This is a genomic window from Franconibacter sp. IITDAS19 (assembly GCF_023079515.1).
GTDB classification, from domain to species: Bacteria; Pseudomonadota; Gammaproteobacteria; order Enterobacterales; family Enterobacteriaceae; genus Franconibacter; species Franconibacter pulveris.
The window spans coordinates 146,256-173,187 of sequence record NZ_JALJCP010000011.1 but is presented as its reverse complement, the minus strand read 5'-3'; the positions used below and the strand labels follow the sequence as shown (position 1 = coordinate 173,187).

Genomic DNA, 26,932 nt, shown 5'->3' with positions numbered 1-26,932 from the left:
CAAATAATTACCTCCCGCGCTCAGGCGCTTTCTAATGTGTTGTTTTGCTGTCTTTAACCGCTCTTCGCCGCTGTTTTTTGCACGACTTGTTCAAAAACGGTCGCTTTTTAAACAAGAAAGTGGCGTTACACTTTTTATAAGGGTCATTAAGAAAGGAGGAACAGCCGAACGTAACTGATTAGCTGTAGTGGAGCGTGCCTATGAAAACCTTCACATTGATTCTTCTGGCTGCGCTTTTACCTGCCGTAAACGCAACCGCAGCCATAGAAATGCAAGGCCCTATGGCCAGAAATATGGACGATGTGCACAGCCTTGGCGTTATTTATATCAACCATAATCGCGCCAGCGGCAGCGAGGCGGATCGGATGATAATTAACAAGACCGGGGTGGTCAGCGCGACGGCGCATCTTCCGCCTGCTGAACCGCAAATCCGGTAATAAATTCAGGATGAATGTGGGTACAGGCATTCATCGACTTACACCAGGATAACCACAACGAGAAAATTGCCAGACCTTTTCCGCCCCCGTTCCGGGGGCTTTTTTCTGTTTATAAATGCGCAGTGAAAAAGCGCGTGGCGGACTCCAGCGCCAGCGGCGTGATGCGATGCTTAACGCCCGCCTCCCATACGCAAGTTAAATTTTTATTCAGTTCCTCGCGCGCCAGCGCATGCTGCAGGCGGAAACTCTCAACCGTAGGCACCACGTCATCGGCTTCACCATGCCATAAAAAAAGCGGCCGATCGGCAAGGTTCTCCAGTTGCCGCCCCGCCTCATAAGGAGCAAGCGGCGCCAGCACGCTGTCGAACGCTTCCGGCGGCGGGAACAGCGTTTTTGCAAGCGAACTATAATAGCCCGACCCCATCAGCGAAGCTACGCAGCGCACCTCGGCATGACGTCCCATGATGCCCAACGCCGTCATGCCGCCCATGGAAGCGCCGCCCACCGCCAGCCGCCCTTCCTCCACCAGATTGGCAGCGAACAAAGCGTCCCGCAGCGCCGGATATTCCGCGAGGTTGCCATGCAGGATAGGCCAGAAACGCTGCGAACGACCTGCCGCATCGCCGTTGAACCGCGCGCCATGTTCTGGCGCGTCCGGCATGACCACGCGAAAACCGACCTGCGCCAGCGCGACGGCGAAATAGCTGTAGACCGTTTTGGATGAGGCAAAGCCGTGATAAAACAGCACCGTAGGTAAAGGCGTGTATCGCTGCCCTGCCGGAAAGGCATGAAGGACTTCGCCTTCGCACAGCCTGTCTGTTGTGATTTCAATCATCGCGAGTAAGCCCCTTGCGTACTATATATGCATATATGGACGTTTTTTGTTCTGTAAAACCACCTTGTCAATCAGGCGGCAGGTTGAGATGTACATTACGCTTTTGGCATCCGCTCACCCGAAAAGCGCGCCTGAGATAACAGAACGGGAACCTCCCTCATACTTTCTGTTTATCCCCAACTACACTGAGGCTATGAGGTAAAGAGAATGGTAATGCAACGAATCGTCCCCCTTTTGCTGGTTTTTACGCTGAGCGCGTGCAGCGCGCTACAGGGTACGCCCCAACCTCCTCCGCCGGTGACTGACCAGCCGCAGGAGATTCAGCGTAATCAAACGCAGGGACTGGTGAAAATCGGCACCGTCACCTCGCTTGAACGCGGTTCGCCTGATGACAGCCTGCGAGAGTTGCGTGCAAAAGCCGCGGCGGCAAAAGCCGATTACTATCAGGTGTTGGTGAACGACGAAACCGTCGTTCCAGGCCGTTGGTATGGCCAGGCGATACTGTTTCGTAAAGCACCATAACAACGGTAATTAAGCAAATTTACACTGCCTTGCGTACGTTGATCGTTACTTGTGCACAATTATCTCCTGTAAAGCCTGACGGACCGGGACCAGAACGCGAAGGAACGCCCTGCTCAGACAGGGTAATGTGAGGAGACGATGATAATGAAACAATCGCTTGCTTTGACCTCCCTGCTGCTTTCCGTAGGGCTTATCACCACCTCTGCCCAGTCGGCGGAAAACGCCAGCGCTGACCGCGTAACCGGGCTTAACGAAATCGGCACCATTTCGGTGAGCGAAGTCGTTGGCAGCCCGCAAGAGGTCGAGCGCATTATCGCCTGGAAAGCGGACGAACAGGGCGCCTCCTACTACCGCATCGTGCAGATGCATGAAACCACCCGCGCCGACAGCTGGCAGGTGCAGGCGATTATCTATGCCTGACGGTGTCATTTTCGCCATGAAATGGCGATTTATACCGCTCGCCATGATCTAAATCATTATTCATAGAAATAAATGGTTACATTTGAGTAATAAATATTCGTCATCTGCTGCCGTTGAACGAGCCAACCCCTAACTTTCTACAGGCTCGTTTATGACACTTTTTTTTCGCCGCTGGGGGCTTGGCGCGAAGCTCTCCTTGCTGACCGGTCTTGCCGTCGCCCTGCTTTTTTTGCTTTTTACGCTCGCCCTAAGCCATAAAGCCAGCCAGCAGCTTGAGGCGCTGGCCGTCGAGGACTTACATAATCAGGCCACCAGCGTGGTGGATATGGTGCAGATGTTCGACAGCAGCCTGAACGCCGAAGTGGCGAGCTACACCACGCTGTTCAACAGCTTTCTGCCGCAGCCTCTTACCCGTGACGCCAGCCAGCCGCAGACTATTAACGGCATTCGCGTGCCGATGCTGAAAGGTGGCGACGTTTCGCTGCATGAAAACAACGCGCTGCCCGATGATTTTCTCGCCCGCACCGGCGCTATCGCCACGCTGTTCGTCCGCAGCGGCGATGATTTCGTGCGCGTAGCGACTTCGCTACGTAAAGAAAACGGCGATCGCGCTATCGGCACGCAGCTTGACCGCGAAAGCCCCGCCTTCGCCGCCATCGCCCGTGGCGAGACGTATCGCGGTCTGGCCTACCTGTTTGGCAAGCGTTACATCACTCAATATCAGCCCGTTAAAGACGCCAGCGGCGAGGTTATCGCCATTCTGTTTGTCGGCGTAGATATCACCGCCTCCTGGCAAGTGATGCGCGAAAAAATCCTTAGCCGCCGCCTGGGCGACAGCGGTCATTTCTATGTGCTGAATGGCGCAGCCGGCAAAAACTACGGCCAGTTTCTGTTCCACAGCAAACAGGAAGGCCAGCTTCCGCAGTGGCCGGACGCCATCCAGCAAACGCTGCTGAAAACGGATTCAGGCACGCTGGAGCGGGAAAACGCCCAGGGCCGTAAGGTGTTGATGAGCTTTACCCGCCTGCCCGGCTGGAACTGGGTTATCGTCGGCGAAGCGGATAAAGCGGTGCTGCTGGCGAACGTCACCACGCTGCGCAACCAGTTCCTGGCGGCCGGCATCATCATTTCTCTTCTCTTTGCCGCCGTCTTTGTCTGGATGACGCGCCGCCTGTTGACGGCGCCGCTGCGTGAAGCGATAGCGCTGGCGCAGCAGTACGCAGCGGGCGATTTACGCTCGGCTATTCAGACCGACAGGCATGATGAAGTCGGCCAGCTTATTCATGCGCTGAACGGCATCGGCAACGGTTTGCAGGAGATTGTGAGTAAAGTGCGCGACGCCGCTGGCGATATCCGTCAGGGCACAACCGCCCTTGCCGCCGACAGCGGAGAGATCAGCGAGCAAATCAACAAGCAGGCGAGCAGCGTGGAAGAGACCTCCGCCAGCATGGAGCAGCTGGCGGCCACCGTGCAGCAGAATGCGGCCAATATGGCGCAGACGCAGAGCCTGGTGAAAGAGGCCTCCCACGCGGTGCATGAGGGGGGTGAAACCGTTGGCAATGCCGTGGTGACGATGGACGCAATCCGCGTTGCGTCGCAGCGCATCGCCGATATCACGCAGGTTATCGAATCCATCGCGTTCCAGACTAACATCCTGGCGTTGAATGCCGCCGTTGAAGCCGCCCGCGCGGGTGAACATGGCAAAGGCTTTGCGGTCGTCGCGCAGGAAGTCCGCGCGCTGGCGGCGCGCAGCGCCAACGCGGTAAAAGAGATTGATGAGCTTATCAGCGACACGCTTGGCAAAGTGAGCGAAGGGCACCAGCTGTCTGAGCAGACGCGCCAGGCGATGGAGGTCATCATTGGCCGCATCGATCAGATAAACCAACTGGTGACAGAGATAAGTCACGCCTCGCACGAGCAATCCGCGGGTATCGGCCAGGTCAATATCGCCATGGCGCAGATTGGCGAAGCGACGCACATCAATGCCGGGCGGGTCTCCCGCAGCGAACAGACGGCGCAGTCGCTACGGGAGAAAGGGCATCATCTCAACGAGCTGGTAAGCCTTTTCCATCTGAAAGGGTAATTACCCCGCCCCGCCGGTGGCGCGCAGCAGCACATCGTTCAGAACCGATTCTGAAAGCTGGCTGCCGCCGCGGGCATCGAGCGCCATCTGGCACCAGGCTTCGGCCATCGGCGGTGTGACGTGTCGGAGTAACTGCGCGCCGACGACAAGCGCGTACAGTTGCTCCGTCAATAACCTGGCGGCAGCCTCCTGCGGCTTACGCAGCTGCTGCTGAAGCTGCCGCCAGGCGCGATCGAAATGGCGATTGCGTCCTTTCACTTCATCAAACTCCGCGTGCAGCATCTCCATCGTCCCTGCGTGGCGCGATAGCACGCGCAGCACGTCAAGACACATAATATTGCCGGAGCCTTCCCAGATGCTGTTGACCGGCATCTCACGGTAAAGACGCGGCAGCTCGTTTTCTTCGCAATAGCCGATACCGCCCAGCACCTCCATCGCCTCGGCGACGAAAGGAATGCCGCCTTTACAGACCGCGTATTTCGCCGCTGGCGTAAAGAGACGGCAAAACGCCGTGTCCCGCTCGTCGCCGCGCTTCTCCCATGCGCCCGCCAGGCGAAACAGCAGCGCCGTTTGCCCTTCAAGCTGCAGCGCCATTCGTCCCAGCACCTGGCGCATCAGCGGCTGTTCAATCAGGTTTTTGCCGAACGCCTGCCGCTGGTGGGCGTGATAAAGCGCCACCGACAACGCCCGACGCATCAGGCCGTGGCTGCCCAGCGCACAGTCAAAGCGGGTCATGCCGCCCATCTTCAGGATCTGCCTGACCCCTTCTCCCTCCTCGCCCACCAGCCAACCGGCGGCGTCAAAAAACTCCGCTTCGCTGCTGGCGTTGGAGCGGTTGCCAAGCTTCTCTTTCAGCCGCTCAAGTCGCACCGCGTTGCGCTGGCCGTCCGGTAAAAAGCGGGGGACGAAAAAGCAGGAGAGCCCGCCTTTCGCCTGCGCCAGCACCAGATGCGCGTCGCTCTGCGGCACCGAGAAAAACCATTTATGCCCCACCAGCCGGTAAGCTTCTCCCGGCCCCGGCTGCGCCAGCGGCTCCGCCCTGGTGGTGTTGCTGAGCACGTCCGAACCGCCCTGTTTTTCCGTCATGCCCATGCCAATCAGCAGGCCGCGCTTCTGCGCGCCAGGCTGCAGGTGGGCATCGTAACGGTCGCTCAGCAACGGCTTTAGCCAGTCCTGAAACGGCGCAGGCAGCGCGCTTTGCAGCAAAGGCGTGGCGGCGAACGTCATGGTGATGGGGCAAAGCGTACCCGCCTCTACCTGCGCATGCAGCACAAAGCGCGCGGCGCGGGCGACAAACGAGCCGTGACGCGCCTCCTCCTGCCAGGGAAGGTTATGCACCCGGTTGGCGCATAGCCCCTGCATAAGCAAGTGCCAGGCGGGATGAAAACGTACATCATCCAACCGCGCGCCGCTGGCGTCATAGCGCAGCAGCTCCGGCGGGTTGGCATTCGCCAGCCGCCCCAGCTCCAGCGATTCCGCCGTGCCGAGCTGCTGGCCGATGCTGGCGAGCAGCTCGGCATCCCACCCTGCACCTTCGCGGTTTACCGCCTCGCGCAACGCGGCGTCGGATAAAAAGAGGTTGCTGTTATTTAAGGGAATGGGTTGGTTAAATACGGTATGCGTTTGCCACGGCATGCTTACTCCCTCCGTTGCGAATCCCGCCACTTATTATGGCAGCGGGGAAAAGGCGCGCGCGGGATGAGGTCACAAAAGTGCGGTTAGCCTGCGATATAGTGCGGCACAAAACGCGAAGTATCTTTGGTAATCAGCGTACTGTCTTCGCGAATGCCCATTCCTGCCGCCTCGTCATCCACAATCCAGCTGCCTATCAGCGTATAGCTGTCGCCAAAACGCGGCAGCGGCTGAAAAGCCTGCCAGACAACCGGCTCTGCGCTATAGCCGCCGCCCTGCTGGTCCACAACATTATGCTGGCCGTCAAAGATAGCGATGTTTTCGCCTTCACGAGAAAAGAGCGGCTTTCGCACATAACTTTCTCCCGGCGCAACGAGCGCCGCGTCGCCATCAAACCAGGCGGGAAGCAGGTTGGGATGGCGCGGGAAAAACCGCCACAGCAGCGGCAGCAGCCCTTTATTGCTCAAAATGCTTTTCCACAGCGGCTCTATCCAGCGCTCATGGCGTTTACGCAGCAGCGGACCGTTATCGTCACGCATCATCCATTCCAGCGGGTAGAGCTTAAAAGCGTGCCGCACAACGTTATCCTGCAAATCCGTCAGCAAGCCGCCCACGCCGAGCCCCAGGTCTTCCATATAGATAAAGCGCGTATCAAGGCCCGCCTGAATGGCGCAATCTTGCAGATAAAGCACGGTGCCGCGGTCTTCATCCGTCTCTTTGCAGCAGCAGAAATAGAGCGGCTCTGCGCCTTTTATTTCGGCAAAGCGGGCGATCAGTTTTTCCTGAATCGCGTTGTACTGATCGGCATGGCGGGGAATTAGCCTCTGGGCGCGCGCATCCTCCAGCCAGAGCCACTGGAAGTAAGCGGATTCATACAGCGAGGTGGGCGTATCGGCATTATATTCCAGCAGCTTTACCGGCCCCTGTCCGCACCAGACAAAATCCATGCGGCCATAGAGCGAAGGGTCTTTTTCCCGCCAGCTGCGCGCAACCGCGTCCCAGTACAGTTCCGGAATAGCCAACTGCGTCAGAATAGCGTCATCGCGTACTGCCCGGTCGACCACCTCAAGACACATCGCATGCAGTTCGTTGGTCGGTTGCTCAATCTGATCTTCAATCTGCTTGAGCGTAAAGCGGTAAGCGCGGCTCTCATCCCAGTAGACCTCGTCATCAATAATATGAAAATTGAAGCCGTGGCTGCGGGCGATGCGCTCAAGCCCTGGGCGCACCGGCACATGATGACGCAGCATCTAGCCTCCCCAACTGCCGTGGGAGCCGGAAGCGCGTCCGAAGCCGCCGCGCGAGAGCGTTTTAACGCTTCGGGTCGCGTAGCCATTCACGCTGGATTTTGAACGGGAGCGCCAGGCGTAATCGCCTGATGTGTTGCGCCAGACCGGGCGGGAAGAATAGACCGAGCCGCCATGGTAATAAGTGCTGTGGCTCTGCTGGTCTTCATCTGGTTTTTGCCGTTTCGCCAGCAGGAAACCAGCCATGACCGGCACCCATGTGCGCCGCGGCGCATCATAAGTGCAGCTCTCGTAACGTTCATAACAGGCAGCCCAGGTCAGCGGCAGCGAAGCCTCTTGCTCAAAGGCGACCTTCGCGTTATCCCAGGCGGCAGTACAGGCTTCACGCGGGTTATCATCGGCTACGCAGGCGTCGACAGACTGATAAAAATAACCGTCGCCATCGTTATCGCTGGCTTTGTCACCGCTTTTAATCGCGAAAAAGGCCGCGCCGCCCATAATGGCAAGCGTTAACACTTTCGGCCCTTTTCTTTTCTTATTGCCTTTATAAATATCCAGATCGGCAGAATTCATTACCGGACTGGGGAGACGGCGTTTCTTGCGCCTCTTCCTTGATGCCGCCATGTTTACCCTTTATTACCGTTGATGTTTACCAGGTCATGCATGCCGCGTTGAGAATGCCGCCCGCCAGCGACGCAGCGCCCATAAATACGCCGGCGGCAATGTTGCCATCTGCGATTTTATTACTTAGCTTCGGCATATAAACCCGCACGCCGCCGTAGATTATAAGCTGAACGACCAGCGCAATCGCCCCCCAAATTAAATAGTCCAGCAGGCTCACAGAGTTGATGGCCGCGCTGGCAAGGGGGATGACATAGCCGAGTATCGCTCCGCTAAATGCGGCGGCGGCCGAGCTATTATTCTCTTTAATTAACTGCCATTCGTTGTACGGGGTGATGCGGGTGTAGATAAACATAAAGCAGTTAATCATCACCAGCCCGATAAAAAAGTAAGCGCAAAACGCCATCAATCCATGGAATGTCTGCACGGTCGCTTCTCCCGATCCGGTTAAAAGTAATGAATTCATCAGGCCTTGCGCCTGTGATGTTTATGGTAGCAGTCTGCGCAGAGTAACTGATTTTGCTGCCAAAACTTTACACTACGCATGGGCTGAAACCGATCTCTTTTTGGTATTTCAGGCAATAAAAAAGCCACTGCGAAGAGTGGCTTAGGGTTCGGTGAGAGCGATTAGCCGCGCTGGCGCACCGCTTCAAACAGACAGATACCTGTGGCGACCGACACGTTCAGCGAGGAGACGCTGCCCGCCATCGGGATGCTGATAAGCTCATCGCAGTGCTCGCGCGTGAGACGGCGCATGCCTTCCCCTTCCGCGCCCATCACCAGCGCCAGCGGGCCGGTCATTTTGCTCTGGTAGAGCGTATGATCCGCCTCGCCTGCCGTGCCGACTATCCAGATATTCGCCTCCTGCAACTGACGCATGGTGCGCGCCAGGTTGGTAACGCGAATCAGCGGTACGCTTTCCGCCGCGCCGCAGGCCACTTTTTTCGCCGTCGCGTTGAGCTGCGCCGAGCGATCTTTGGGCACGATAACCGCGTGTACGCCCGCTGCATCCGCGCTGCGCAGGCAAGCGCCAAGGTTATGCGGATCGGTCACGCCATCCAGGATCAACAAAAACGGCTGTTCGAACTGGGCGATCAGAGCCGGCAGATCGTTTTCCTGATACTGACGGCCCGGCTTTACGCGGGCGATAATGCCCTGATGCACCGCGCCATCCGCTTTCTCATCCAGGAACTGGCGGCTCGCCACCTGAATCGGCACGCCCTGCGCTTCAAGCGCATGAATCAACGGCAGCAGACGCTTGTCTTCACGTCCTTTAAGAATAAACACCTCCTGAAAACGCTCTGGCGCGCGTTCCAGAAGGGCCTGAACGGCATGAATGCCGTAAATCATTTCACTCATGAATAGTACTCATTATGGGCGGCGAACCGCCTTTTTTACTTGCTTCCCTCCCCCATCGGGGGAAGGGATTAAGATCACTCAGCCTGCTTTTTCTTCGCTGCACGCTTCGATTTTGTAGCGGCGGCGATTTTAGCGGTTTTTGGCGAAGGTTTTTTCCCTTTCGCTTTGCCTTTCGGCTCGTCGCGATCGTCACGCTTAGCCTTAGGCTTGCCTTTGCGGAAGGCGCTGTCCGGCTCGAAGTTGACCCGCTTTCCAGTCTGACGACGTCTGCCGCCTTTACTGTTCTCTTTCGCGCCCCGTTTTTCACGTTCGCGAGCCGTTTTCCCCGCACCACGCGGCGCACGTTCGCTGGAAATAAGCGAGAAGTCTATCTTGCGCTCATCCATATTGACCGCCTCCACGCGCACTTCAACCCGGTCGCCCAGGCGGTAGGTCTGGCCGCTGGACTCGCCAATCAGCCGCTGGCCAACCTGGTCGAAGCGGTAATAGTCGTTATCCAGCGAGGAGACATGCACGAGGCCATCGATAAAAAGATCGTTCAGGCGCACAAAGAAGCCAAAGCCGGTGACGCTTGCGATAACGCCGGAGAAGGTGCTGCCAACGTGATCCTGCATAAAGTCGCACTTCAGCCAGTCCGCCACTTCGCGTGTCGCTTCGTCGGCGCGGCGTTCCGCCATGGAGCAGTGCTGACCAAGCTGCAGCATCTCATCCATGTTGTAGTGCCAGCCGCCCGTTTCAGTGCTCTCGCCTTTGTGCCCTTCCTGCTTAGCCACCAGATATTTCAGCGCGCGGTGCAGCAGTAAATCGGGATAACGGCGAATCGGCGAAGTAAAGTGCGCGTAAGATTGCAGCGCCAGGCCGAAGTGGCCGCGGTTCTCCGGATCGTAAATCGCCTGCTTCATGGAACGCAGCAGCATCGTTTGCAGCATTTCATGATCGGGACGATCGGCGATCGATTCCAGCAGCTCTGCGTAATCGCGCGGCTCCGGCTTATTGCCGCCCGGCAGTTCAAGGCCAAGCTCCGCCAGCACCGTGCGAAACGCGGTAATGGCGTCGTTGGTCGGGCGATCGTGGATACGGAACAGCGCCGGCTCTTTGTTCTTTTCAACAAAACGCGCCGCAGAAATGTTCGCCAGGATCATGCACTCTTCGATGAGCTTGTGGGCGTCGTTGCGCTCGGTCTGCTCAATGCGCTCAATACGGCGTTCGGCATTAAAGATGAACTTCGCCTCTTCGCTCTCAAAGGAGATGCCGCCGCGTTCGTCGCGCGCTTCATCCAGCGCTTTGTAGAGGTTGTGCAGCTCTTCGATATGCCTTACCAGCGGCTGGTACTGGCTGCGTAAATCCTGATCGCCCTGCAGTATGTGCCATACCTTGGTATAAGTGAGGCGCGCATGCGAGTTCATGACCGCTTCATAGAATTTGTAGCCGGTCAGACGTCCTTTGGCGGAGACCGTCATTTCGCACACCATACACAGGCGGTCGACCTGCGGGTTAAGGGAGCAAAGGCCGTTAGAAAGCACTTCCGGCAGCATCGGCACCACCTGCGAAGGAAAGTAAACCGAAGTGCCGCGGTTACGCGCTTCTTTATCGAGCGGCGTATAGGGACGCACGTAATAGCTGACATCGGCAATCGCCACCCACAGACGCCAGCCGCCGCCGCGTTTTTTCTCACAGTAAACGGCGTCATCAAAGTCGCGGGCGTCTTCGCCATCAATGGTCACCAGCGGCAGCTGACGCAGATCCACGCGCCCCGCCTTCGCCTCTTCCGGCACCTCTTCTTTCAGCCCGGCTATCTGTTGCTCTACTTCTTTTGGCCAGACATAAGGAATTTCATGGGTGCGCAGCGCCATATCGACCGCCATGCCGGTGCCCATGTTGTCGCCCAGCACCTCAACGATTTTACCCACCGCCTTGGTGCGGCGCGTTGGACGCTGGGTCAGTTCGACCACGACGACAAAGCCCATGCGCGCGCCCATGATCTCTTCAGGCGGAATAAGGATATCAAAGCTCAGGCGGCTGTCGTCCGGCACCACGAACCCTACGCCCGCATCGGTAAAGTAGCGTCCGACGATCTGGCTGGTTTTCGGCACCAATACGCGAACGATGCGCGCTTCGCGGCGGCCTTTGCGATCGGCGCCAAGCGGCTGTGCCAGCACCACATCACCGTGGATGCAGGTTTTCATCTGTTCTGATGAGAGATAGAGATCGTCTTTACGCCCTTCCACACGCAGGAAGCCGTAGCCGTCGCGGTGACCGATAACGGTGCCTTTCAACAGGTCAAGGCGCTCCGGCAGCGCGTAGCACTGGCGGCGGGTAAAGACTAACTGACCGTCGCGCTCCATGGCGCGCAGGCGACGACGCAGCGCTTCCTGCTGCTCTTCGCCTTCAATATTCAGCTCCAGAGCAATCTCTTCACGATTTGCCGGCTTTTCCCGTTTGGTTAAATGTTCGAGAATAAATTCCCGGCTTGGGATCGGGTTTTCGTATTTTTCGGCTTCTCGTTCCTGAAAAGGATCTTGTGACATTGCGGTTCCTCCGTTGTCAGCTGCGGCGCAATGATTATTCCACCAGCAGTAATTTGTAGAGCGGCTGGTTTTCTTCCACTAAATCGGCCAGCGTGTAGTTATCCAGTTCCTGAAGGAAACTCTCCACCGCCTTGTTCAGCGCCTGTTTCAGGCGGCAGGCGGGAGTGATGTGGCAAAACGCGCTGCTGCAGTTCACAACGGACAGCGGCTCCAGCTCGCGCACCACGTCTCCAATGCGAACTTGCGAAGCCGGTTTGCCAAGGCGAATGCCGCCGTTTTTCCCACGTATGGCAGCGACATAGCCTGCGCGGCTCAGCTGATTAATGATTTTGACCATGTGATTACGGGATACGCCGTAGACAGCCGTCACTTCCGAAATACTGGTCATGCGTCCTTCAGGCAGCGATGCCATATAAATCAAAGCACGCAATCCGAAATCGGTAAAACTCGTTAACTGCACATCAACCTCAGAACAGGGCAGGAAAAAACGCGGATCGCCATGTGGCGAGATATATTGATGATAAACCAGCCAGCGATAAGGCCGCTAATTTATTTGAAAAAGGCGGGTAAAAAGGGTGTAAAAAGGGCGCGTCTGGCGCGCCCTTAGACAATTATGCGTCGAACGGATCGCGCAGAATCATGGTCTCGGTGCGATCCGGACCGGTAGAAATGATGTCGATCGGCACGCCAGTCACTTCTTCAATACGTTTGATGTAGTTCAGCGCCGCCTGCGGCAGGCCGCTACGCTCTTTGACGCCGAAAGTAGACTCAGACCAGCCCGGCATCGTTTCATAAATCGGTTCGATACCTTCCCAGTCATCCGCCGCCATCGGGGTAGTGGTGACTTCACGGCCATCCGGCATACGGTAAGCGACGCAGATTTTCACCTCTTCCAGACCGTCCAGCACGTCCAGCTTGGTCAGGCAGAAGCCGGAAAGGGAGTTGATCTGCACCGCGCGGCGTACAGCCACCGCGTCCAGCCAGCCGGTGCGACGACGACGGCCGGTGGTGGCGCCGAACTCGTTGCCCTTCTTGCACAGGAACTCGCCGATGTCGTCAAACAGCTCGGTCGGGAACGGACCGGCGCCCACGCGGGTGGAGTATGCTTTGATGATGCCGAGCACGTAGTCAACGTAGCGCGGGCCGATGCCGGAACCTGTCGCTACGCCGCCTGCGGTGGTGTTAGAAGAGGTTACGTACGGGTAGGTGCCGTGGTCGATATCCAGCAGCGTGCCCTGAGCGCCTTCGAACATGATGAAGTCGCCGCGCTTGCGCGCCTGATCCAGCAGATCGGAAACGTCCACCACCATGGAGGTCAGGATGTCGGCGATAGCCATCACGTCATCCAGCACTTTCTGGTAGTCCACCGCTTCCACTTTGTAGAAGTTAACCAGTTGGAAGTTATGGTATTCCATCACTTCTTTCAGCTTGTCAGCGAAGGTGGCTTTGTCAAACAGGTCGCCGACGCGCAGGCCGCGACGCGCAACTTTATCCTCGTAAGCCGGGCCGATGCCGCGACCGGTAGTGCCGATGGCTTTGGCGCCACGCGCTTTTTCACGCGCTACGTCGAGCGCCACGTGGTAGTCGAGGATAAGCGGGCAAGCTTCGGAGATAAGCAGACGCTCGCGAACCGGGATACCGCGGTCTTCGAGTTCTTTCATCTCTTTCATCAGCGCGGCCGGAGAGAGCACTACACCGTTGCCGATGATGCTGGTGACGTTATCGCGAAGAATGCCTGAAGGAATAAGATGGAGAACGGTTTTCTCACCGTTGATTACAAGAGTATGGCCAGCGTTGTGGCCACCCTGGTAGCGAACCACATATTTAGCGCGTTCAGTCAGAAGATCGACGATCTTTCCTTTGCCTTCGTCACCCCATTGGGTGCCCAGTACGACGACGTTGTTACCCATTTTTCAAAATCACCGTTTGCTTAAAAATGGATTCTAACACCAGCTTCCCGGATGATCAGCACTTTTTGTATACAAATTCAGGCGAAAGCGCCTGAAATTTACTCAGTTAATCGTTTTCGTCAACATGTAGTAGATGACTACGCCCGCAACCACAAGACCGCCGCCGAAGCGCCGCAACAATGTATCCGGCAATTGGGCCATTCCGAGGATCATGCGCCGCCAGATACGCGGAAAAAGCATCGGGCCCAGCCCCTCGAGCACCAGCACCAGCGCGAGCGCCAGGATAATAGTGGTATTCATGATTCCCTTTTCTGCTCCTGTCTTATGATAAAAAAAGAGCCGGTCGAAACCGGCTCTTGTCTGACAATGGCGATATTAACGCGTACTGTTGGCTGGCGTCTTCATGTAGCGGAAGAAATCGCTGTCCGGGCTCAGCACCATGACATCCTGATTGCTACGGAAGCTGTTTTCGTACGCGCGCAGGCTACGGATAAAGGCATAGAAATCCGGGTCCTGGCTGAACGCGTCCGCGAACAGTTTCGCCGCTTCGGCATCACCTTCACCGCGCAAAATACGCGCCTGACGTTCGGCTTCCGCCAGCGTGCGGGTCACTTCGTAATCCGCCGCTGCGCGCAGTTTTTCCGCTTCTTCCTGGCCCTGGGAACGGTGACGACGGGCTACCGCCTCACGCTCGGCGCGCATACGGTTGAAGATAGCTTCGGAGACTTCCGCAGGCAGGTTGATCTGCTTGATGCGCACGTCCACCACTTCAATACCCAACGCCGCCATGCTGTTTGGGTTGATAACCGGCACTTTACCGTTGGTTTCCGCCTGAACGCGCTCTGCGGCTTTGGCAATCGCATCATCCGCAGCTGGCGTAGCCACTTCATCCTCGGTGCCTGCCGAACCAGAGTTCAGCGCGTCGCGCACTTCCAGGGTCAGGCGACCGCGGGAGTCAGTCACGATGTCTTTTACATCAAGACGACCAATTTCAGAACGTAAACGGTCTGAGAACTTACGCTTCAGCAGCACTTCGGCCTGAGAGACATCGCCGCCGCCTGTCGCCAGGTAGTAGCGGCTGAAGTCGCTGATGCGCCACTTGATATAAGAGTCAACGATCAGGTCTTTTTTCTCTTTGGTTACGAAGCGGTCAGCCTGGTTATCCATGGTCTGGATACGGGCGTCCAGCGTCTTCACCGATTCGATAAACGGGATCTTGAAATGCAGACCCGGCTCGAAAACCAGCGGTTTGTTTTCGTTGTCACGCAACACTTTGCCAAAACGCAAAGTGATGCCGCGCTCGCCCTCTTTCACCACGAAAATCGAGGTGTAGAGCACCACCAGCACGATAATGATGATTGCAATAACTGACTTACGCATCGTTATTCACCCCCCTGGCGCTGGAAGTCATTACGCTGCGCGTTGGCGCGGCGCTGGTCCATGATATCGCCAGCGCTGCCGGAAGGCGTCGTGGTGGCGTTGCTGTTGCTGCCTGCAGCAGGCGGTAAACGCAGCAGAGAGTTCGGGCTGTCGCTGGTGGAAGCTGGCGCCGAACCGCCGCCTTTAAGCATCTGATCGAGCGGGAGCACCATCAGGTTGCCGCCTTTATCGTTGACCAACACTTTACGGGTATGGCTAAGCACGCGTTCCATCGTTTCGATATAAAGTCGCTCACGGGTAATTTCCGGCGCGGCTTTATATTCCGGCAGGATTTTCGCAAAGCGAGCCACCTCACCCTGCGCTTCCAGGATAGTTTGCGTACGGTAAGCGCGAGCCTCTTCCAGCGTGCGCTGCGCCTGACCGTTGGCGCGCGGCTGCACTTCGTTGGTATACGCTTCCGCCTCGCGAATATATTGCTGCTCGTTTTCACGGGCCGCGATAGCGTCGTCAAATGCCGCCTTCACCTCTTCCGGCGGACGCGCCGCCTGGAAGTTTACGTCCAGCAGGGTGATGCCCATGTTGTAAGGACGGATGGTTTCTTCCAGTTCACGCTGGGTATCGCTACGAATAACGGTACGGCCTTCGGTGAGGATGCGGTCCATGGTGTACTTGCCGATAACGCCGCGCAGGGCGCTGTCGGTCGCCTGACGCAGGCTGTCGTCGGCGCTGGTCACGCTAAACAGATAACGCTGCGGATCGGTGACGCGATACTGCACGTTCATTTCAACGCGCACGACGTTTTCGTCAGATGTCAGCATGATGCCGGAAGCCGCCAGTTCACGAACGGCTTCCACGTTCACGGCGACAACATCATCAATAAAGGTGGGTTTCCAGTTCAGGCCCGGCTCGACCAGATGACTGAATTTGCCAAAGCGGGTTACCACGCCGCGTTCGGCTTCTTTAATGGTGTAGAACCCGCTTGCGGCCCAGATAATCACAACTGCCGCCGCCACAATGCCTACTACGCGACCGCCCATGTGGCCGCGAGGGCCCTGAGTGGCGCCGCCGGTTCCTTTACCGCCGCCGAAACCGCCAAGCTTCTTGCTTAACTTACGGAAGATATCGTCCAGATCGGGCGGTCCCTGATCGCGACCGCCTTTGTTACCCCCAGAGTTGCCGCCAGGCTTGCTGCTTCCCCACGGGTCGCGGTCTTGTCCGTTATTACCGGGCTGATTCCACGCCATGTTTGTGCTCCATATTTGTTATGCGGTGAGATCCCCCAGAGGGGAAAAGTCTTCAGGCTTACAGCGGCCGGTTAGACAACATAGTCAACCAATGCCGGTTCCTGCTTACAGAGGCGACGCCAGTCCACCACCGGCATGCGCACCTGCATCCCGACACTACCGTCCTCCTCTACCCACTCTTTTTCTATCGCCTGAAGCTGATAAAAACGGCTCCGCAAACGGCCCGCCTCATCGGGAGGTAAATGCAGCGAATGCTGCGCTATCTCACCAGACAGGCGCTCCGTCAGGGCCTGGAAAAGCAGTGGTACGCCTTCACCCGTCTGGGCGGAAAGCCAGACGCGTATGGGCAGATTCTCATCATTGCGATCGATACGCGGTTCGAATTCCTCAAGCATATCGATTTTGTTCATTACCAGCAGAGTCGGGATCTCATTGGCCTCGATCTCTTCCAGCACGGTATTTACCGCATCTATGTTTTCCCGCATGCGCAGGTCAGCGGCATCCACCACATGCAACAGCAGCGTCGCCTGGCGCGTCTCCTGCAACGTAGCTTTAAACGCCGCCACCAGATCGTGCGGCAGATGGCGGATAAAGCCTACCGTGTCCGCCAGCACCGTTTCGCCAACGTCCGGCACGTCAATGCGGCGCAGCGTGGGATCCAGCGTCGCGAACAGCTGGTTAGCCGCATAGACATCGGCTTCGGTTATCTGGTTAAAGAGAGTGGATTTACCGGCGTTGGTGTAACCCACCAGCGAAACGGTTGGAATATCAGCTTTTGCGCGCGACCGACGTCCCTGTTCGCGCTGTTTTTCAACGCGTTCGAGGCGCGACAGGATTTGGCTGATTCGGTTTCGCAGCAAACGGCGGTCGGTTTCCAACTGGGTTTCACCCGGGCCCCGCAGGCCGATGCCGCCTTTCTGGCGCTCAAGGTGAGTCCAGCCGCGTACCAGACGCGTCGCCAGATGGCGCAACTGCGCCAGCTCAACCTGCAGCTTACCTTCATGGGTGCGTGCACGCTGGGCGAAAATATCTAAAATCAGTCCGGTGCGGTCGATAACACGACACTCGCACAGGCGCTCAAGGTTGCGCTCCTGAGCGGGGGTCAACGCATGATCGAACAGCACGACAGACGCCCCAGTGGCTTTCACTGCCTCGGCGATTTCGACTGCTTTACCTTCACCGACATAATATTTTGGGTGCGGAGCTTTACGGCTACCGGTAATCACCTGTAATGCTTCGACACCGGCGGAAGAGACCAGAGATTCAAACTCCTGGAGGTCTTCCATATCTTTGTCTTGCGTAAAGTAGATGTGTACCAGCACCGCCTGCTCACCGGCATCATAACGGTCAAACAAGCGTAAACCCTCTTAAAAGACCAGCGGGGAACACAGATGACCTGGTCCCCCGACATGGAACAACAGCCATCGACTTTATTCGGCGTCTTCGCTGTCTTGCTGCGGCGCAGAAGTTTGCGCGTTATTGCTGTGGTGATAGTTGCTGGAACCGCCACCCGCGCTGTTACTGTGATGAGACACCGGACGAGAAGGCACCACAGTAGAAATCGCGTGCTTGTAGACCATCTGGCTGACTGTGTTTTTCAACAGAATCACGAACTGGTCGAAAGATTCGATTTGACCTTGCAGCTTAATACCATTCACCAAATAAATAGAAACTGGAACACGTTCCCGACGCAGTGCGTTGAGGAACGGATCTTGTAAAGATTGCCCCTTAGCCATTCTATCTTTTCCTTATATGCTTGTTGTTTATACTCATGAGCCCATGGGCTCTGAAAATACATAAAATTTTGCGCACGATACCAATTCAATTGTACACATTCATCAGTGCTTCGCACCAACAACCTGTAATACTTCTTTACGCGCTTGTTCAGGCGCTTCACTGTCAAGCCAGTGAACGTCTTCCCAGCCGCGCAGCCAGGTAATCTGGCGCTTTGCCAATTGTCTCGTGGCGCAAATACCTCGATAAACCATGTCGTCGAATGGGATCTCGCCTGACAGATACGACCACATCTGGCGATAGCCTACGCAACGAATGGAAGGCAAGTCCGTATGCAAATCTCCACGGGCGAAAAGCGCCCTTACTTCTGCTTCAAAACCTGAAGCCAACATCTGGTGAAAACGCTGCTCAATTCGCTGATGGAGCAGTTCACGGCTCGCCGGGGCGATGGCGAACTGGTGCACCTGATACGGCAGAGCTTCTCCTGACGTTTGCGTCAGTTCCGTTAAAGTTTTACCCGAAATGAAAAAAACTTCCAGTGCCCGGGAAAGCCTTTGCGGGTCGTTGGGATGAATACGTGACGCCGCCACAGGATCGATCTCCTGGAGCTGGCGATGCAGCGTTTCCCACCCCTGCTCTGCTGCCTGTTCTTCAATCCGCGCCCTTATCGCCGGATCCGCCGACGGCAAGGGAGAAAGCCCTTCAAGTAACGCTTTGAAGTAAAGCATGGTGCCGCCTACCAGCAGCGGTATCCGCCCTGCTGCGGTGATATCCGCCATCTCCTTTAGCGCGTCGCGGCGAAAATCCGCCGCTGAATACGCCTGCGCTGGATCCAGAATATCGAGCAGGCGATGCGGCGCTTCGGCCAGCTCCTGCGCGCTGGGCTTGGCGGTGCCGATATCCATCCCTTTATAAATCAGGGCGGAGTCGACGCTAATCAACTCTACCGGCAATGTTTTACGTAAATTAATCGCCAGCGCGGTTTTGCCAGAGGCCGTCGGCCCCATTAAAAAAATAGCCTTCGGCAGGCCAGCCTTGCTTACTTCAGTCATGTTTCAGGGCATTCATCGCCGGTTGTAAATCAACAGGTTGTAATAAACCACCAGGCGGTGACTTCACCAGTTGCGGGCAGAGCCGTTCGACATCGGCGAGCAGCGCAATAGCCTGCGCCACGCTCCACTGTTCATGCTCGCTCGCCAGATGGCGGGCCAGCCACAGCGCGATAGCCGCCGCGTCAATCTGACTCTGCTGCGCCAGGTAGCCTATCAGTTCAGGAATCAAGATTTGTAAATTTTGTTGGCGCAAGGGTAAAGGCACCGCCCGAATCGTCACATATTGTGCATCGCTGACCAACTCCATGCCCATTCCGGCAAGAAAAGGCTTAGCGCTGACAAGGGTTTCACGCTCTTCGGGAGAAACTTTAAAGCGCACCGGGATAAGCAGCGGCTGAGCGCAGGGCTTTTCTTCGCCCGGCAACAGCTGCGCCTGTTTAAGCCAACGTTCCGCCACCTCCAGCGCCAGCAACATAAGCCGTCCTTCGCGTTCCAGCAGCGCGAGGTTGTTATGCACAATGGTCAGCACGCGGCCGAAGCTTTGAGCGTGGCCTTCCAGCGCAGGCTGCGTCATCGCGGGCGCAGGCGTTTTCGCTACTGAAGGCGTCCGGGGCGCCTGAGGCGTTTCCAGCAGTTGGCGATAAACCTCGCCCTGCTGTTTCTGATAACCCGGCGTCGCGTGTGGCCAGCTGGCGCCGCCGCCTTTGGCCACCGCCCCGCCGCCGCTTCCGCCCGAGCTCCGCGCAGGCGTGGAGCCTGAGGTTGCCGAAGGCGAAGAGTAGTCAGACACGGGGCGCTCTTTCGCCGCAGCCGGTTCGGCAAAGTGATTCTTCCCCGCAGCTATGCGGTTTTCCGGCTGCCAGCGCGGCGTCTGCGGCGTTTCCAGCGGCAGCGAGCTGGACTGCTGTGCCTGTAGCGCGCTCAGTACGCCCTGGTAGATGAAGTCGTGCACCAGCCGCGACTGATGAAAACGCACCTCGTGCTTGGCCGGGTGTACGTTCACATCCACCTGGTGCGGATCGATTTCCAGATAAAGTACGTAGGCGGGCTGTTGATTAGCGCCGAGCTTGTCTTCACAGGCTTGCCGGATGGCGTGGTTAATCAGCCGGTCGCGCATCATTCGGCCATTGACGTAACAGTATTGAATTTCCGCCAGCGCCGCCGTGGTACCTTTTGGCTCCGCCACCCAGCCGCGAAGGGCCAGGTCGCCATGCTGCCAGTCAATCGCCAGCGCTTGTTCGAGAAATGCAGTGCCGCAGATAGCGCCCAGGCGACGCTCGCGCGGCGCATTTGGCTGCACGGCGCGATACTGACGCACCATCTTGCCGTTATGGTTGAGGTTAATGGTGACGTCAAAGCGCGCCAGCGCGATGCGTCGCACCACCTCGTCAATATGGCCGAATTCGGTTTTCTCGGTGCGCATGAACTTACGCCGCGCTGGCGTGTTGTAGAAAAGATCCAACACCTCAAGAGTGGTGCCGACCGGATGCGCCGCTGGTTTAACGGTCACTTCCATATCGCGCCCTTCCGCATACGCCTGCCACGCTTCTTGCTGATCGGCGGTACGGGAGGTGAGCGTCAGACGCGAGACGGAACTGATACTGGCCAGCGCTTCGCCGCGAAAACCGAGGCTGATAATCGCCTCCAGGTCGTCAAGCGTGGCGATTTTGCTGGTGGCGTGACGCGCCAGCGCCAGCGCCAGCTCCGCTTTACCAATGCCGCAGCCGTTATCGCGAATGCGGATAAGCTTCGCACCGCCGCGTTCAATATCGATATCAATGCGGGTCGCGCCCGCATCGAGGCTGTTTTCAACCAGCTCTTTCACTACCGATGCAGGACGTTCCACCACTTCGCCGGCGGCGATTTGGTTCGCGAGCTGCGGCGGCAGAACCTGAATCGGCATGAAATCTCCTTAATTGGTTACCGCGATCTGATTAACAGCGTCATGGGTAGCGCGGGCGGTCTGGCCCGCGCCGCCGTTATTTTTCGGCGCGGATTGTAACGGGTGTGCGAGGAAGTAATTGCGCAGACCTTTATAAATGGCCTCGGCAAGCTGCTCCTGATAGTCGCTGCTTGCCAGCAATTTTTCTTCGCCGCTGTTGCTGATAAACCCGGTTTCCACTAACAGGGAAGGAATATCGGGCGAGCGCAATACGCCAAGGCTCGCATGTTCCGGACGGCGTTTATGCAAGTCACCCACTCTTTGCAACTGGCTCAATACGCTGGTGGCGACATCATACCCGACGCGCTGGGAATGACCGAACTGCAAATCCAGCACCGCCTGACTTAAATAGGGGTCCGCCTGGCTGTTTGCAAGCACATCCCCTGCGCCGCCGAGCAGTTCCGACTGTTTCTCGTGCTGCTCAAGCCAGCCCGCCATTTCGCTGTTGGCGCGACGGTTTGACAGCACCCAGACCGAAGCGCCCGTCGCTTCGCGGTTTGGCGCGGCGTCGGCATGAATAGAAACCAGTAAGTTAGCGTTCTGCTGGCGAGCCACATCGGAGCGGCCCATCACCGAGATAAAATAGTCGCCGTCGCGGGTCAGCACGCCCTTAAACATCGGGTCGTCATTAAGCAGCGCGCGCAGCTTTCGGGCAACGGCGATGGTGACGTTTTTCTCGCGTACGCCGCCAGGACCAATAGCGCCAGGATCCTGGCCGCCGTGGCCGGCGTCAATCGCGACAATGACCTGATCGGACGAGACAGTAGTATGGCTGCGCGCCGGACGCGTTGCGCTATTGCTGCCAACAACGCTGGTCACACGGTCGTTTTCATTACGAAACGGGTTACTGGCGGGAGTTGACGAACGCGGCGCAGGCGGTGCTGCACGCTTAGCCACAACGGGCGGCGGCGGCGCATCGGCGTTAATGGTAAAAACAACCGTATAGCTGGCGCCGTTTTGCTGCTTCACCGCGCGGGTTTTGCCGTTCTTCGTCAGGTCGACCACCAACCGCAGCGACTGATTGTCTTTCGGCTGACCGGAACGAATGCTTTTCACCAGATTGCTGCCGCTAAAAATCAGCGGCAACCCCTGTATAACGCCGGTTTGCTGAATATCCAGCGCCACGCTGCGTTTATCCTGCTGCGAAAAGGCGTATTCCGGGTCGCCCATAAAGCTCAGGGTGATCCGGGCCTGGTCATCGCCATTGGAAACCTGAATATCGGACAACACCGCCGCCCCGGCCTGAGCGCTCAGCGCCAGCAGTGCCGCTATCAACCAACCTTTTACGCGAGTCATCATCCCGTCATCCTGGTTATTTGGCTAAGCGCGCCAGTAACGAATTGCCTGATGGGGAAACGGCTTTGACGAGCGCTTCGCGCCCCTGCGCCTGATACGATAAGTGAATTTCGACATCCGGGTCGGGCAAGACGCCCGCCCCCTGCTGCGGCCACTCCACCAGGCAAATAGCGTCATTGGCGAAATAGTCGCGAATCCCCATAAACTCCAGCTCCTCCGGATCCGCCAGACGATAGAGGTCGAAATGGTAAACCGTCAGCGTCTCCAGCGCGTAGGGCTCCACCAGCGTGTAGGTGGGGCTTTTCACGTTGCCGTTATGGCCTAACGTCTGCAAAAAACCACGGCTAAAGGTGGTTTTACCCGCGCCCAGGTCGCCATAAAGATAAATGACGGTCGCGCCTTCGCAGGCCTGCGCCACACGCGCGCCGAGAGCGAGCGTCGCCTGCTCATCGGGTAGAGGAATAACACGATTAATCATGGTTTACGTCAATTCACATCCGGGTTAACAAAACGGTGAAGCACTGAAAGCAGATCGGTCGCCAGCATGCCGCGAGCGCCGTAACGGCTGGCGAGGAGGTCCGCCGCCGCGCCGTGCGCCACGCAACCGGCGCAGGCTGCATCATACGGGGAGAGCTTTTGCGCCAGCAAGCCGCCGATAATTCCGCTCAGCACATCTCCCATACCGCCGCTGCCCATACCAGCGTTGCCAGCATCAATAATGCCCGGCCCCGCGTCGTTGCTGGCAACAAGGGTGCCCGCACCTTTCAGCACGACGCAACCGCCATACCGTTTTACCAGACGATCGGCAGAAAGTAAGCGATCACTTTCAACTTCTGATACGGAAACATTCAGCAATCTTGCGGCTTCGCCGGGGTGCGGCGTAAGGATGCGATTGTGACGTTTATCGGGATGGATTGCCAGCAGGTTGAGCGCGTCGGCGTCCCACAGCATCGGGCCGGTAAAGTTCTCTACCTTTTGCAGCGCCTGCTTACCCCATGCCTGCTGACCAAGCCCCGGCCCAACCACCACCACATCAGCCCATTCAAGGCTTTCGCTAAGCGATTGCGGCGTGAGTTCATGCACCATCAGCTCCGGACGAGCGGTCAACAGCGGTGCGATATTCTCTATGCGAGTAAGTACTCGCACCAGCCCTGCGCCCGCTCTTAACGCCGCTTCGCCCGCCATGCGAATCGCACCAGCCGTGCCGTGATCGCCGCCTACTATCACCAGCTTGCCGTTATCGCCTTTATGGCTGGTAGGGCGCCGCGGCCTGAGCCACTCGCCAAGCTGCGAGGCGTCATAGCGGGCAATGGGCGCCTGCTGCCCCGCAAGCCAGGGTTCCAGCCCCAGCGCGTGATGATGCAGAACGCCCACCACATCCCGCGCTTTGCCGGTGAGCAACCCCGGCTTGAGCGCGATAAAGGTGACCGTATGCGCCGCGTTAATCACCGCGCCCGGCGTGGCGCCGGTTTCCGCCAGCAGGCCGGAAGGAATATCGAGCGCCACCACCGGGGCCGGATGGCGATTCGCTTTATCAATCAGACCGGCGACAGGCTCCCGGGGGGCGCTTTTCAGGCCAGTCCCGAGCAGAGCGTCGATGATAAGCGTCACGCCGTCCGGCCAGGCCGTTTGCGGCGAATGAATCATTCCCCCGGCATTAAGCCAGGCCTCACGCGCGGCGCTCGCCTCTTCAGGCAAAGGCGCTTCGCTCTCCTGCGCCAGCAACGTGACGCGAATGCCCGCCGCCTGCGCCAGTCGCGCCACGACATAACCATCGCCGCCGTTGTTGCCGTGACCACACAGCACCAGCCAGTGCTCGCTTTCAGGATAATAATCATAGGCGATATGAAAAGCGGCCTCGCCCGCACGCTGCATCAGCTCGAAGAGCGTGAGGCCAAGAGTGTCCGCCGCCTCTTTTTCTGCTGCCCGCAGCCAGTCTGCGGGCCAGACAGAGTGTGGTATACTACGGCCGTTTTTCTTCATCTGATGGTCCGTCATGTCTGCTCCCCTCGATCTCAACCAGTTAGCGCGCGATATTAAACAATGGGGCGCGGAGCTGGGTTTTCAGCAGGTTGGTATTACCGATACCGACCTGAGCGCCAGCGAGGGCGCGCTGCAGGCGTGGCTCGATAAACAGTATCACGGCGAGATGGAATGGATGGCGCGTCATGGCATGATGCGCGCCCGCCCGCATGAACTCTTACCCGGCACGCTGCGGGTGATCAGCGTACGGATGAATTATCTGCCCGCCAACGCCGCTTTCGCCCGCACGCTGAAAGATCCCTCGCTCGGCTATGTAAGCCGCTATGCGCTGGGTCGCGATTACCATAAGCTGCTGCGTAACCGGCTCAAAAAGCTCGGCGAGCGCATTCAGCAGCAGTGCGCGTCGCTGAATTTTAGACCTTTTGTCGATTCCGCGCCGCTGCTGGAACGGCCGCTGGCGGAAAAAGCGGGACTGGGCTGGACGGGTAAGCATTCACTTATCCTCAGTCGCGATGCGGGCTCGTTTTTCTTTTTGGGCGAATTACTCATCGATCTGCCGCTGCCTGTGGATAAGCCAGTCGAAGAGGGTTGCGGCAAATGCGTAGCCTGCATGACCATCTGCCCCACCGGCGCCATTGTCGAGCCTTATACGGTGGACGCGCGCCGCTGTATCTCTTATCTCACCATTGAGCTGGAAGGCGCTATCCCTGAAGCGTTTCGTCCGCTTATCGGCAATCGTATCTACGGCTGCGACGATTGCCAGCTTATCTGTCCCTGGAACCGTTTCTCGCAGCTCACGGATGAAGAGGATTTCACTCCCCGTCAGGCGCTGCATGCACCGAAGCTGGTAGAACTCTTTGGCTGGAGCGAGGCGCATTTTCTGAAGGTAACGGAAGGATCGGCGATTCGCCGTATCGGGCACCTGCGCTGGCTGCGAAATATCGCCGTCGCGCTAGGCAATGCGCCCTGGGGTGAAGCGAATCTGCAGGCGCTGGAAAAAAGAAAAGGTGAGCACCCACTTCTCGATGAACACATTGAATGGGCGATTGCGCAACAAATAGCCAGACGGAATGCCAATGTTATCGAGGTGCAATTGCCACAAAAACAACGGCTGGTTAGGGTGGTTGAAAAGGGCCTGCCGAGGGACGCCTGAGCTTTCCACAGGCTGTGCATAAAATAAAAAATGCTTTGTCATTCAACGCACAAAAAGTAATCAGCGGCGCATATTAATATTTTGAAATCTTATTAAGTTTAGTATTAACAGGAACTTATATAAAAATTGTAAATAAAATTAACGCGCTTTTCACGCTGTGAAGCGGATCCCGACTGTGGATAAGTCTGTTCAGAAAGTTTTGATGGAAGCAAAAAACATCAGCCCCAGCGCGCTTTGTCGCTGTGGATAATTTATTCGTTCTGGAGAAATTTGGAGCGGGAAACGAGACTCGAACTCGCGACCCCGACCTTGGCAAGGTCGTGCTCTACCAACTGAGCTATTCCCGCTTAATCTTCGTCTTTCATGCTGCCACGGCGTTGGCTTTCTTCACTCACCACAGTCACTTACTCGTGTAAGCTCCCGCAGATTGGTTCCGTTGCCGCCTTGTTGCAACCTGAAATCCTGTGATTAGGATGGTGCTGCCTTTCGGCATTTCAAATTTTGGAGCGGGAAACGAGACTCGAACTCGCGACCCCGACCTTGGCAAGGTCGTGCTCTACCAACTGAGCTATTCCCGCTTAATCTTCGTCTTTCATGCTACTACGGCGTTGGCTTTCTTCACTCGCCACAGTCACTTACTCGTGTAAGTTTCTGCGGATTTGTTCCGTTGCCGCCTTGTTGCAACCTGAAATCCTGTGATTAGGATGGTGCTGCCTTTCGGCCTTTCAAATTTTGGAGCGGGAAACGAGACTCGAACTCGCGACCCCGACCTTGGCAAGGTCGTGCTCTACCAACTGAGCTATTCCCGCCCTGCGTGTTTCACATTTCTGTGTCGTCACGGGAGGCGCATTATACGAGAAATGATTTTCGCCGCAACCCCTTAAACGAATTTTTTCGCGTTTTTTGTTTGAATGCCGATTAATTCGCCAGAGCGGTGATTTTATCGGCAACAGAGGGGTAAAACCCCTCTCCCGGTCACAGCTTAATAAAATGTTCGCGGTAGTAAGCAAGTTCCGCGACCGATTCACGGATGTCATCCAGCGCCTGGTGCGTGTTCTGCTTCTTAAAGCCGTCGAGAATAGCCGGCTTCCAGCGGCGCGCCAGTTCTTTCACCGTGCTGACATCCAGATAACGGTAGTGGAAGTAGGCTTCCAGTTCCGGCATGTATTTAAACAGGAAGCGGCGGTCCTGGCCGATACTGTTGCCGCAGATAGGGGATTTACCTGCCGGCACCCACTCTTTCAGAAAGGCGATAGTCGCCAGCTCTGCTTCGCGATCGCCCATCGCGCTCGCCTTTACACGATCAACCAGGCCGCTGGCGGTATGGGTGCGCACGTTCCAGTCGTCCATCAGCGCCAGCTGTTCGTCTGACTGATGCACCGCAATCACCGGACCCTGCGCCAGGATATTTAAGTCCGCGTCGGTCACCAGGGTGGCGATTTCGATAATGCGGTCGCGCTCCGGATCGAGCCCGGTCATCTCCAGATCGATCCAAATCAGATTGTTTTCATTTCCACTCATGCTATTTTCCACCCTTCTCGCGTCACCCCACGG

23 protein-coding genes, 3 tRNA genes and 2 pseudogenes are annotated in these 26,932 nt (G+C 57.2%); 5 read left to right on the top strand and 23 right to left on the bottom strand.

The genetic code is table 11. From position 1 onward, the window contains the following. Positions 1-200: 200 nt before the first annotated feature. A pseudogene (locus MT962_RS22340) lies at positions 201-489 on the top strand (hypothetical protein). A 57-nt stretch (positions 490-546) separates the two neighbouring features. Here MT962_RS22340 and yjfP read toward each other — a convergent pair. Then, complete coding sequence (yjfP, locus tag MT962_RS21235) at positions 547-1,272, bottom strand: esterase (protein ID WP_247366366.1); 726 nt, start codon at positions 1,270-1,272, stop codon at positions 547-549. Positions 1,273-1,479: 207 nt separating this feature from the next. On the opposite strand from yjfP, the gene bsmA reads away from it, so the two are divergent. The 3 genes from bsmA (at position 1,480) to MT962_RS21220 (ending at position 4,297) form a co-directional block, all read left to right on the top strand. Further along, on the top strand, positions 1,480-1,794 hold the full coding sequence (bsmA, locus tag MT962_RS21230) for a biofilm peroxide resistance protein BsmA (RefSeq protein WP_247366365.1): 315 nt from the start codon (positions 1,480-1,482) through the stop codon (positions 1,792-1,794). A 144-nt stretch (positions 1,795-1,938) separates the two neighbouring features. Then, complete coding sequence (locus MT962_RS21225; RefSeq protein ID WP_024558130.1) at positions 1,939-2,214, top strand: DUF1471 domain-containing protein; 276 nt, start codon at positions 1,939-1,941, stop codon at positions 2,212-2,214. A gap of 151 nt (positions 2,215-2,365) precedes the next feature. Further along, positions 2,366-4,297: a Cache 3/Cache 2 fusion domain-containing protein gene (locus MT962_RS21220; RefSeq protein ID WP_247366364.1), complete on the top strand. Its 1,932-nt coding sequence runs from the start codon at positions 2,366-2,368 to the stop codon at positions 4,295-4,297. Here MT962_RS21220 and MT962_RS21215 read toward each other — a convergent pair whose 3' ends face one another. The 18 genes and pseudogenes from MT962_RS21215 to nnr form a co-directional block, all read right to left on the bottom strand. Further along, positions 4,298-5,932 carry an isovaleryl-CoA dehydrogenase gene (locus MT962_RS21215; protein ID WP_024557206.1) on the bottom strand — a complete coding sequence of 545 codons (1,635 nt, stop codon included), beginning with the start codon at positions 5,930-5,932 and terminating at the stop codon, positions 4,298-4,300. A gap of 83 nt (positions 5,933-6,015) precedes the next feature. After that, positions 6,016-7,179 (bottom strand): glutathionylspermidine synthase family protein, encoded by a 1,164-nt coding sequence (locus MT962_RS21210; protein ID WP_247366363.1) that lies wholly within the window; start codon positions 7,177-7,179, stop codon positions 6,016-6,018. After that, on the bottom strand, positions 7,180-7,749 hold the full coding sequence (locus tag MT962_RS21205) for a DUF1190 domain-containing protein (RefSeq protein WP_235146799.1): 570 nt from the start codon (positions 7,747-7,749) through the stop codon (positions 7,180-7,182). Positions 7,750-7,825: 76 nt separating this feature from the next. Next, positions 7,826-8,224 carry a DUF350 domain-containing protein gene (locus tag MT962_RS21200; protein WP_024557209.1) on the bottom strand — a complete coding sequence of 133 codons (399 nt, stop codon included), beginning with the start codon at positions 8,222-8,224 and terminating at the stop codon, positions 7,826-7,828. 200 nt (positions 8,225-8,424) lie between these two features. Further along, entirely contained in the window at positions 8,425-9,156 is a 732-nt protein-coding gene (gene rlmB, locus MT962_RS21195) for a 23S rRNA (guanosine(2251)-2'-O)-methyltransferase RlmB (protein ID WP_247366362.1), read from the bottom strand. 74 nt (positions 9,157-9,230) lie between these two features. Beyond that, complete coding sequence (rnr, locus tag MT962_RS21190; RefSeq protein WP_247366361.1) at positions 9,231-11,684, bottom strand: ribonuclease R; 2,454 nt, start codon at positions 11,682-11,684, stop codon at positions 9,231-9,233. A 34-nt stretch (positions 11,685-11,718) separates the two neighbouring features. Next, a complete protein-coding gene (nsrR, locus tag MT962_RS21185; protein WP_024557212.1) occupies positions 11,719-12,144 on the bottom strand; it encodes a nitric oxide-sensing transcriptional repressor NsrR in 426 nt (141 codons plus the stop codon). 151 nt (positions 12,145-12,295) lie between these two features. Next, positions 12,296-13,594 (bottom strand): adenylosuccinate synthase, encoded by a 1,299-nt coding sequence (locus tag MT962_RS21180; RefSeq protein ID WP_024557213.1) that lies wholly within the window; start codon positions 13,592-13,594, stop codon positions 12,296-12,298. A 102-nt stretch (positions 13,595-13,696) separates the two neighbouring features. After that, positions 13,697-13,894 (bottom strand): DUF2065 family protein, encoded by a 198-nt coding sequence (locus MT962_RS21175; RefSeq protein ID WP_024557214.1) that lies wholly within the window; start codon positions 13,892-13,894, stop codon positions 13,697-13,699. A 75-nt stretch (positions 13,895-13,969) separates the two neighbouring features. Continuing rightward, positions 13,970-14,974 (bottom strand): protease modulator HflC, encoded by a 1,005-nt coding sequence (gene hflC, locus MT962_RS21170; RefSeq protein WP_024557215.1) that lies wholly within the window; start codon positions 14,972-14,974, stop codon positions 13,970-13,972. A gap of 2 nt (positions 14,975-14,976) precedes the next feature. Then, positions 14,977-16,218: an FtsH protease activity modulator HflK gene (gene hflK / locus MT962_RS21165; RefSeq protein ID WP_024557216.1), complete on the bottom strand. Its 1,242-nt coding sequence runs from the start codon at positions 16,216-16,218 to the stop codon at positions 14,977-14,979. A 71-nt stretch (positions 16,219-16,289) separates the two neighbouring features. Then, positions 16,290-17,573, bottom strand: coding sequence for a ribosome rescue GTPase HflX (hflX, locus tag MT962_RS21160; protein WP_024557217.1), 1,284 nt, complete (start codon positions 17,571-17,573; stop codon positions 16,290-16,292). Positions 17,574-17,648: 75 nt separating this feature from the next. Continuing rightward, positions 17,649-17,954, bottom strand: a complete 306-nt coding sequence (gene hfq / locus MT962_RS21155; RefSeq protein ID WP_024557218.1) for an RNA chaperone Hfq — start codon at positions 17,952-17,954, stop codon at positions 17,649-17,651. A 102-nt stretch (positions 17,955-18,056) separates the two neighbouring features. Next, complete coding sequence (gene miaA / locus MT962_RS21150) at positions 18,057-19,004, bottom strand: tRNA (adenosine(37)-N6)-dimethylallyltransferase MiaA (RefSeq protein ID WP_024557219.1); 948 nt, start codon at positions 19,002-19,004, stop codon at positions 18,057-18,059. After that, a complete protein-coding gene (gene mutL, locus MT962_RS21145) occupies positions 18,997-20,907 on the bottom strand; it encodes a DNA mismatch repair endonuclease MutL (RefSeq protein ID WP_247366360.1) in 1,911 nt (636 codons plus the stop codon). The genes miaA and mutL overlap by 8 nt, the downstream gene beginning before the upstream one ends. Before the next feature lie 9 nt (positions 20,908-20,916). Further along, a complete protein-coding gene (gene amiB / locus MT962_RS21140) occupies positions 20,917-22,245 on the bottom strand; it encodes an N-acetylmuramoyl-L-alanine amidase AmiB (RefSeq protein ID WP_247366359.1) in 1,329 nt (442 codons plus the stop codon). 13 nt (positions 22,246-22,258) lie between these two features. Next, positions 22,259-22,720, bottom strand: coding sequence for a tRNA (adenosine(37)-N6)-threonylcarbamoyltransferase complex ATPase subunit type 1 TsaE (tsaE, locus tag MT962_RS21135; protein ID WP_024557222.1), 462 nt, complete (start codon positions 22,718-22,720; stop codon positions 22,259-22,261). Then, positions 22,713-24,240: pseudogene (nnr, locus tag MT962_RS21130) on the bottom strand (bifunctional ADP-dependent NAD(P)H-hydrate dehydratase/NAD(P)H-hydrate epimerase). The gene tsaE and the pseudogene nnr overlap by 8 nt, the downstream one beginning before the upstream one ends. Between nnr and queG the strand changes: the two are divergent. After that, a complete protein-coding gene (gene queG, locus MT962_RS21125; RefSeq protein WP_247366358.1) occupies positions 24,239-25,378 on the top strand; it encodes a tRNA epoxyqueuosine(34) reductase QueG in 1,140 nt (379 codons plus the stop codon). The pseudogene nnr and the gene queG sit on opposite strands and share 2 nt — an antisense overlap. A 271-nt stretch (positions 25,379-25,649) precedes the next feature. On the opposite strand, the gene MT962_RS21120 is transcribed toward queG, so the two are convergent. The 4 genes from MT962_RS21120 to orn all read right to left on the bottom strand — a co-directional run bounded on the left by MT962_RS21120 (position 25,650) and on the right by orn (position 26,899). Continuing rightward, positions 25,650-25,725: transfer RNA gene (locus MT962_RS21120), tRNA-Gly, on the bottom strand. Positions 25,726-25,880: 155 nt separating this feature from the next. Then, positions 25,881-25,956, bottom strand: a tRNA-Gly gene (locus tag MT962_RS21115). Positions 25,957-26,111: 155 nt separating this feature from the next. Further along, positions 26,112-26,187 (bottom strand) — tRNA-Gly (locus MT962_RS21110). Positions 26,188-26,353: 166 nt separating this feature from the next. Continuing rightward, on the bottom strand, positions 26,354-26,899 hold the full coding sequence (gene orn, locus MT962_RS21105; RefSeq protein ID WP_024557224.1) for an oligoribonuclease: 546 nt from the start codon (positions 26,897-26,899) through the stop codon (positions 26,354-26,356). Positions 26,900-26,932 lie beyond the last annotated feature (33 nt).

Excerpts from the sequence above, each read along its gene's own strand:
- yjfP (WP_247366366.1), bottom strand. The coding sequence starts at position 1,272 with ATGATTGAAATCACAACAGACAGGCTGTGCGAAGGCGAAGTCCTTCAT.
- bsmA (WP_247366365.1), top strand. The coding sequence starts at position 1,480 with ATGGTAATGCAACGAATCGTCCCCCTTTTGCTGGTTTTTACGCTGAGC.
- MT962_RS21225 (WP_024558130.1), top strand. The coding sequence starts at position 1,939 with ATGAAACAATCGCTTGCTTTGACCTCCCTGCTGCTTTCCGTAGGGCTT.
- MT962_RS21220 (WP_247366364.1), top strand. The coding sequence starts at position 2,366 with ATGACACTTTTTTTTCGCCGCTGGGGGCTTGGCGCGAAGCTCTCCTTG.
- MT962_RS21215 (WP_024557206.1), bottom strand. The coding sequence starts at position 5,932 with ATGCCGTGGCAAACGCATACCGTATTTAACCAACCCATTCCCTTAAAT.
- MT962_RS21210 (WP_247366363.1), bottom strand. The coding sequence starts at position 7,179 with ATGCTGCGTCATCATGTGCCGGTGCGCCCAGGGCTTGAGCGCATCGCC.
- MT962_RS21205 (WP_235146799.1), bottom strand. The coding sequence starts at position 7,749 with ATGAATTCTGCCGATCTGGATATTTATAAAGGCAATAAGAAAAGAAAA.
- rlmB (WP_247366362.1), bottom strand. The coding sequence starts at position 9,156 with ATGAGTGAAATGATTTACGGCATTCATGCCGTTCAGGCCCTTCTGGAA.
- rnr (WP_247366361.1), bottom strand. The coding sequence starts at position 11,684 with ATGTCACAAGATCCTTTTCAGGAACGAGAAGCCGAAAAATACGAAAAC.
- MT962_RS21180 (WP_024557213.1), bottom strand. The coding sequence starts at position 13,594 with ATGGGTAACAACGTCGTCGTACTGGGCACCCAATGGGGTGACGAAGGC.
- MT962_RS21175 (WP_024557214.1), bottom strand. The coding sequence starts at position 13,894 with ATGAATACCACTATTATCCTGGCGCTCGCGCTGGTGCTGGTGCTCGAG.
- hflC (WP_024557215.1), bottom strand. The coding sequence starts at position 14,974 with ATGCGTAAGTCAGTTATTGCAATCATCATTATCGTGCTGGTGGTGCTC.
- hflK (WP_024557216.1), bottom strand. The coding sequence starts at position 16,218 with ATGGCGTGGAATCAGCCCGGTAATAACGGACAAGACCGCGACCCGTGG.
- hfq (WP_024557218.1), bottom strand. The coding sequence starts at position 17,954 with ATGGCTAAGGGGCAATCTTTACAAGATCCGTTCCTCAACGCACTGCGT.
- miaA (WP_024557219.1), bottom strand. The coding sequence starts at position 19,004 with ATGACTGAAGTAAGCAAGGCTGGCCTGCCGAAGGCTATTTTTTTAATG.
- mutL (WP_247366360.1), bottom strand. The coding sequence starts at position 20,907 with ATGCCGATTCAGGTTCTGCCGCCGCAGCTCGCGAACCAAATCGCCGCC.
- amiB (WP_247366359.1), bottom strand. The coding sequence starts at position 22,245 with ATGATGACTCGCGTAAAAGGTTGGTTGATAGCGGCACTGCTGGCGCTG.
- tsaE (WP_024557222.1), bottom strand. The coding sequence starts at position 22,720 with ATGATTAATCGTGTTATTCCTCTACCCGATGAGCAGGCGACGCTCGCT.
- queG (WP_247366358.1), top strand. The coding sequence starts at position 24,239 with ATGTCTGCTCCCCTCGATCTCAACCAGTTAGCGCGCGATATTAAACAA.
- orn (WP_024557224.1), bottom strand. The coding sequence starts at position 26,899 with ATGAGTGGAAATGAAAACAATCTGATTTGGATCGATCTGGAGATGACC.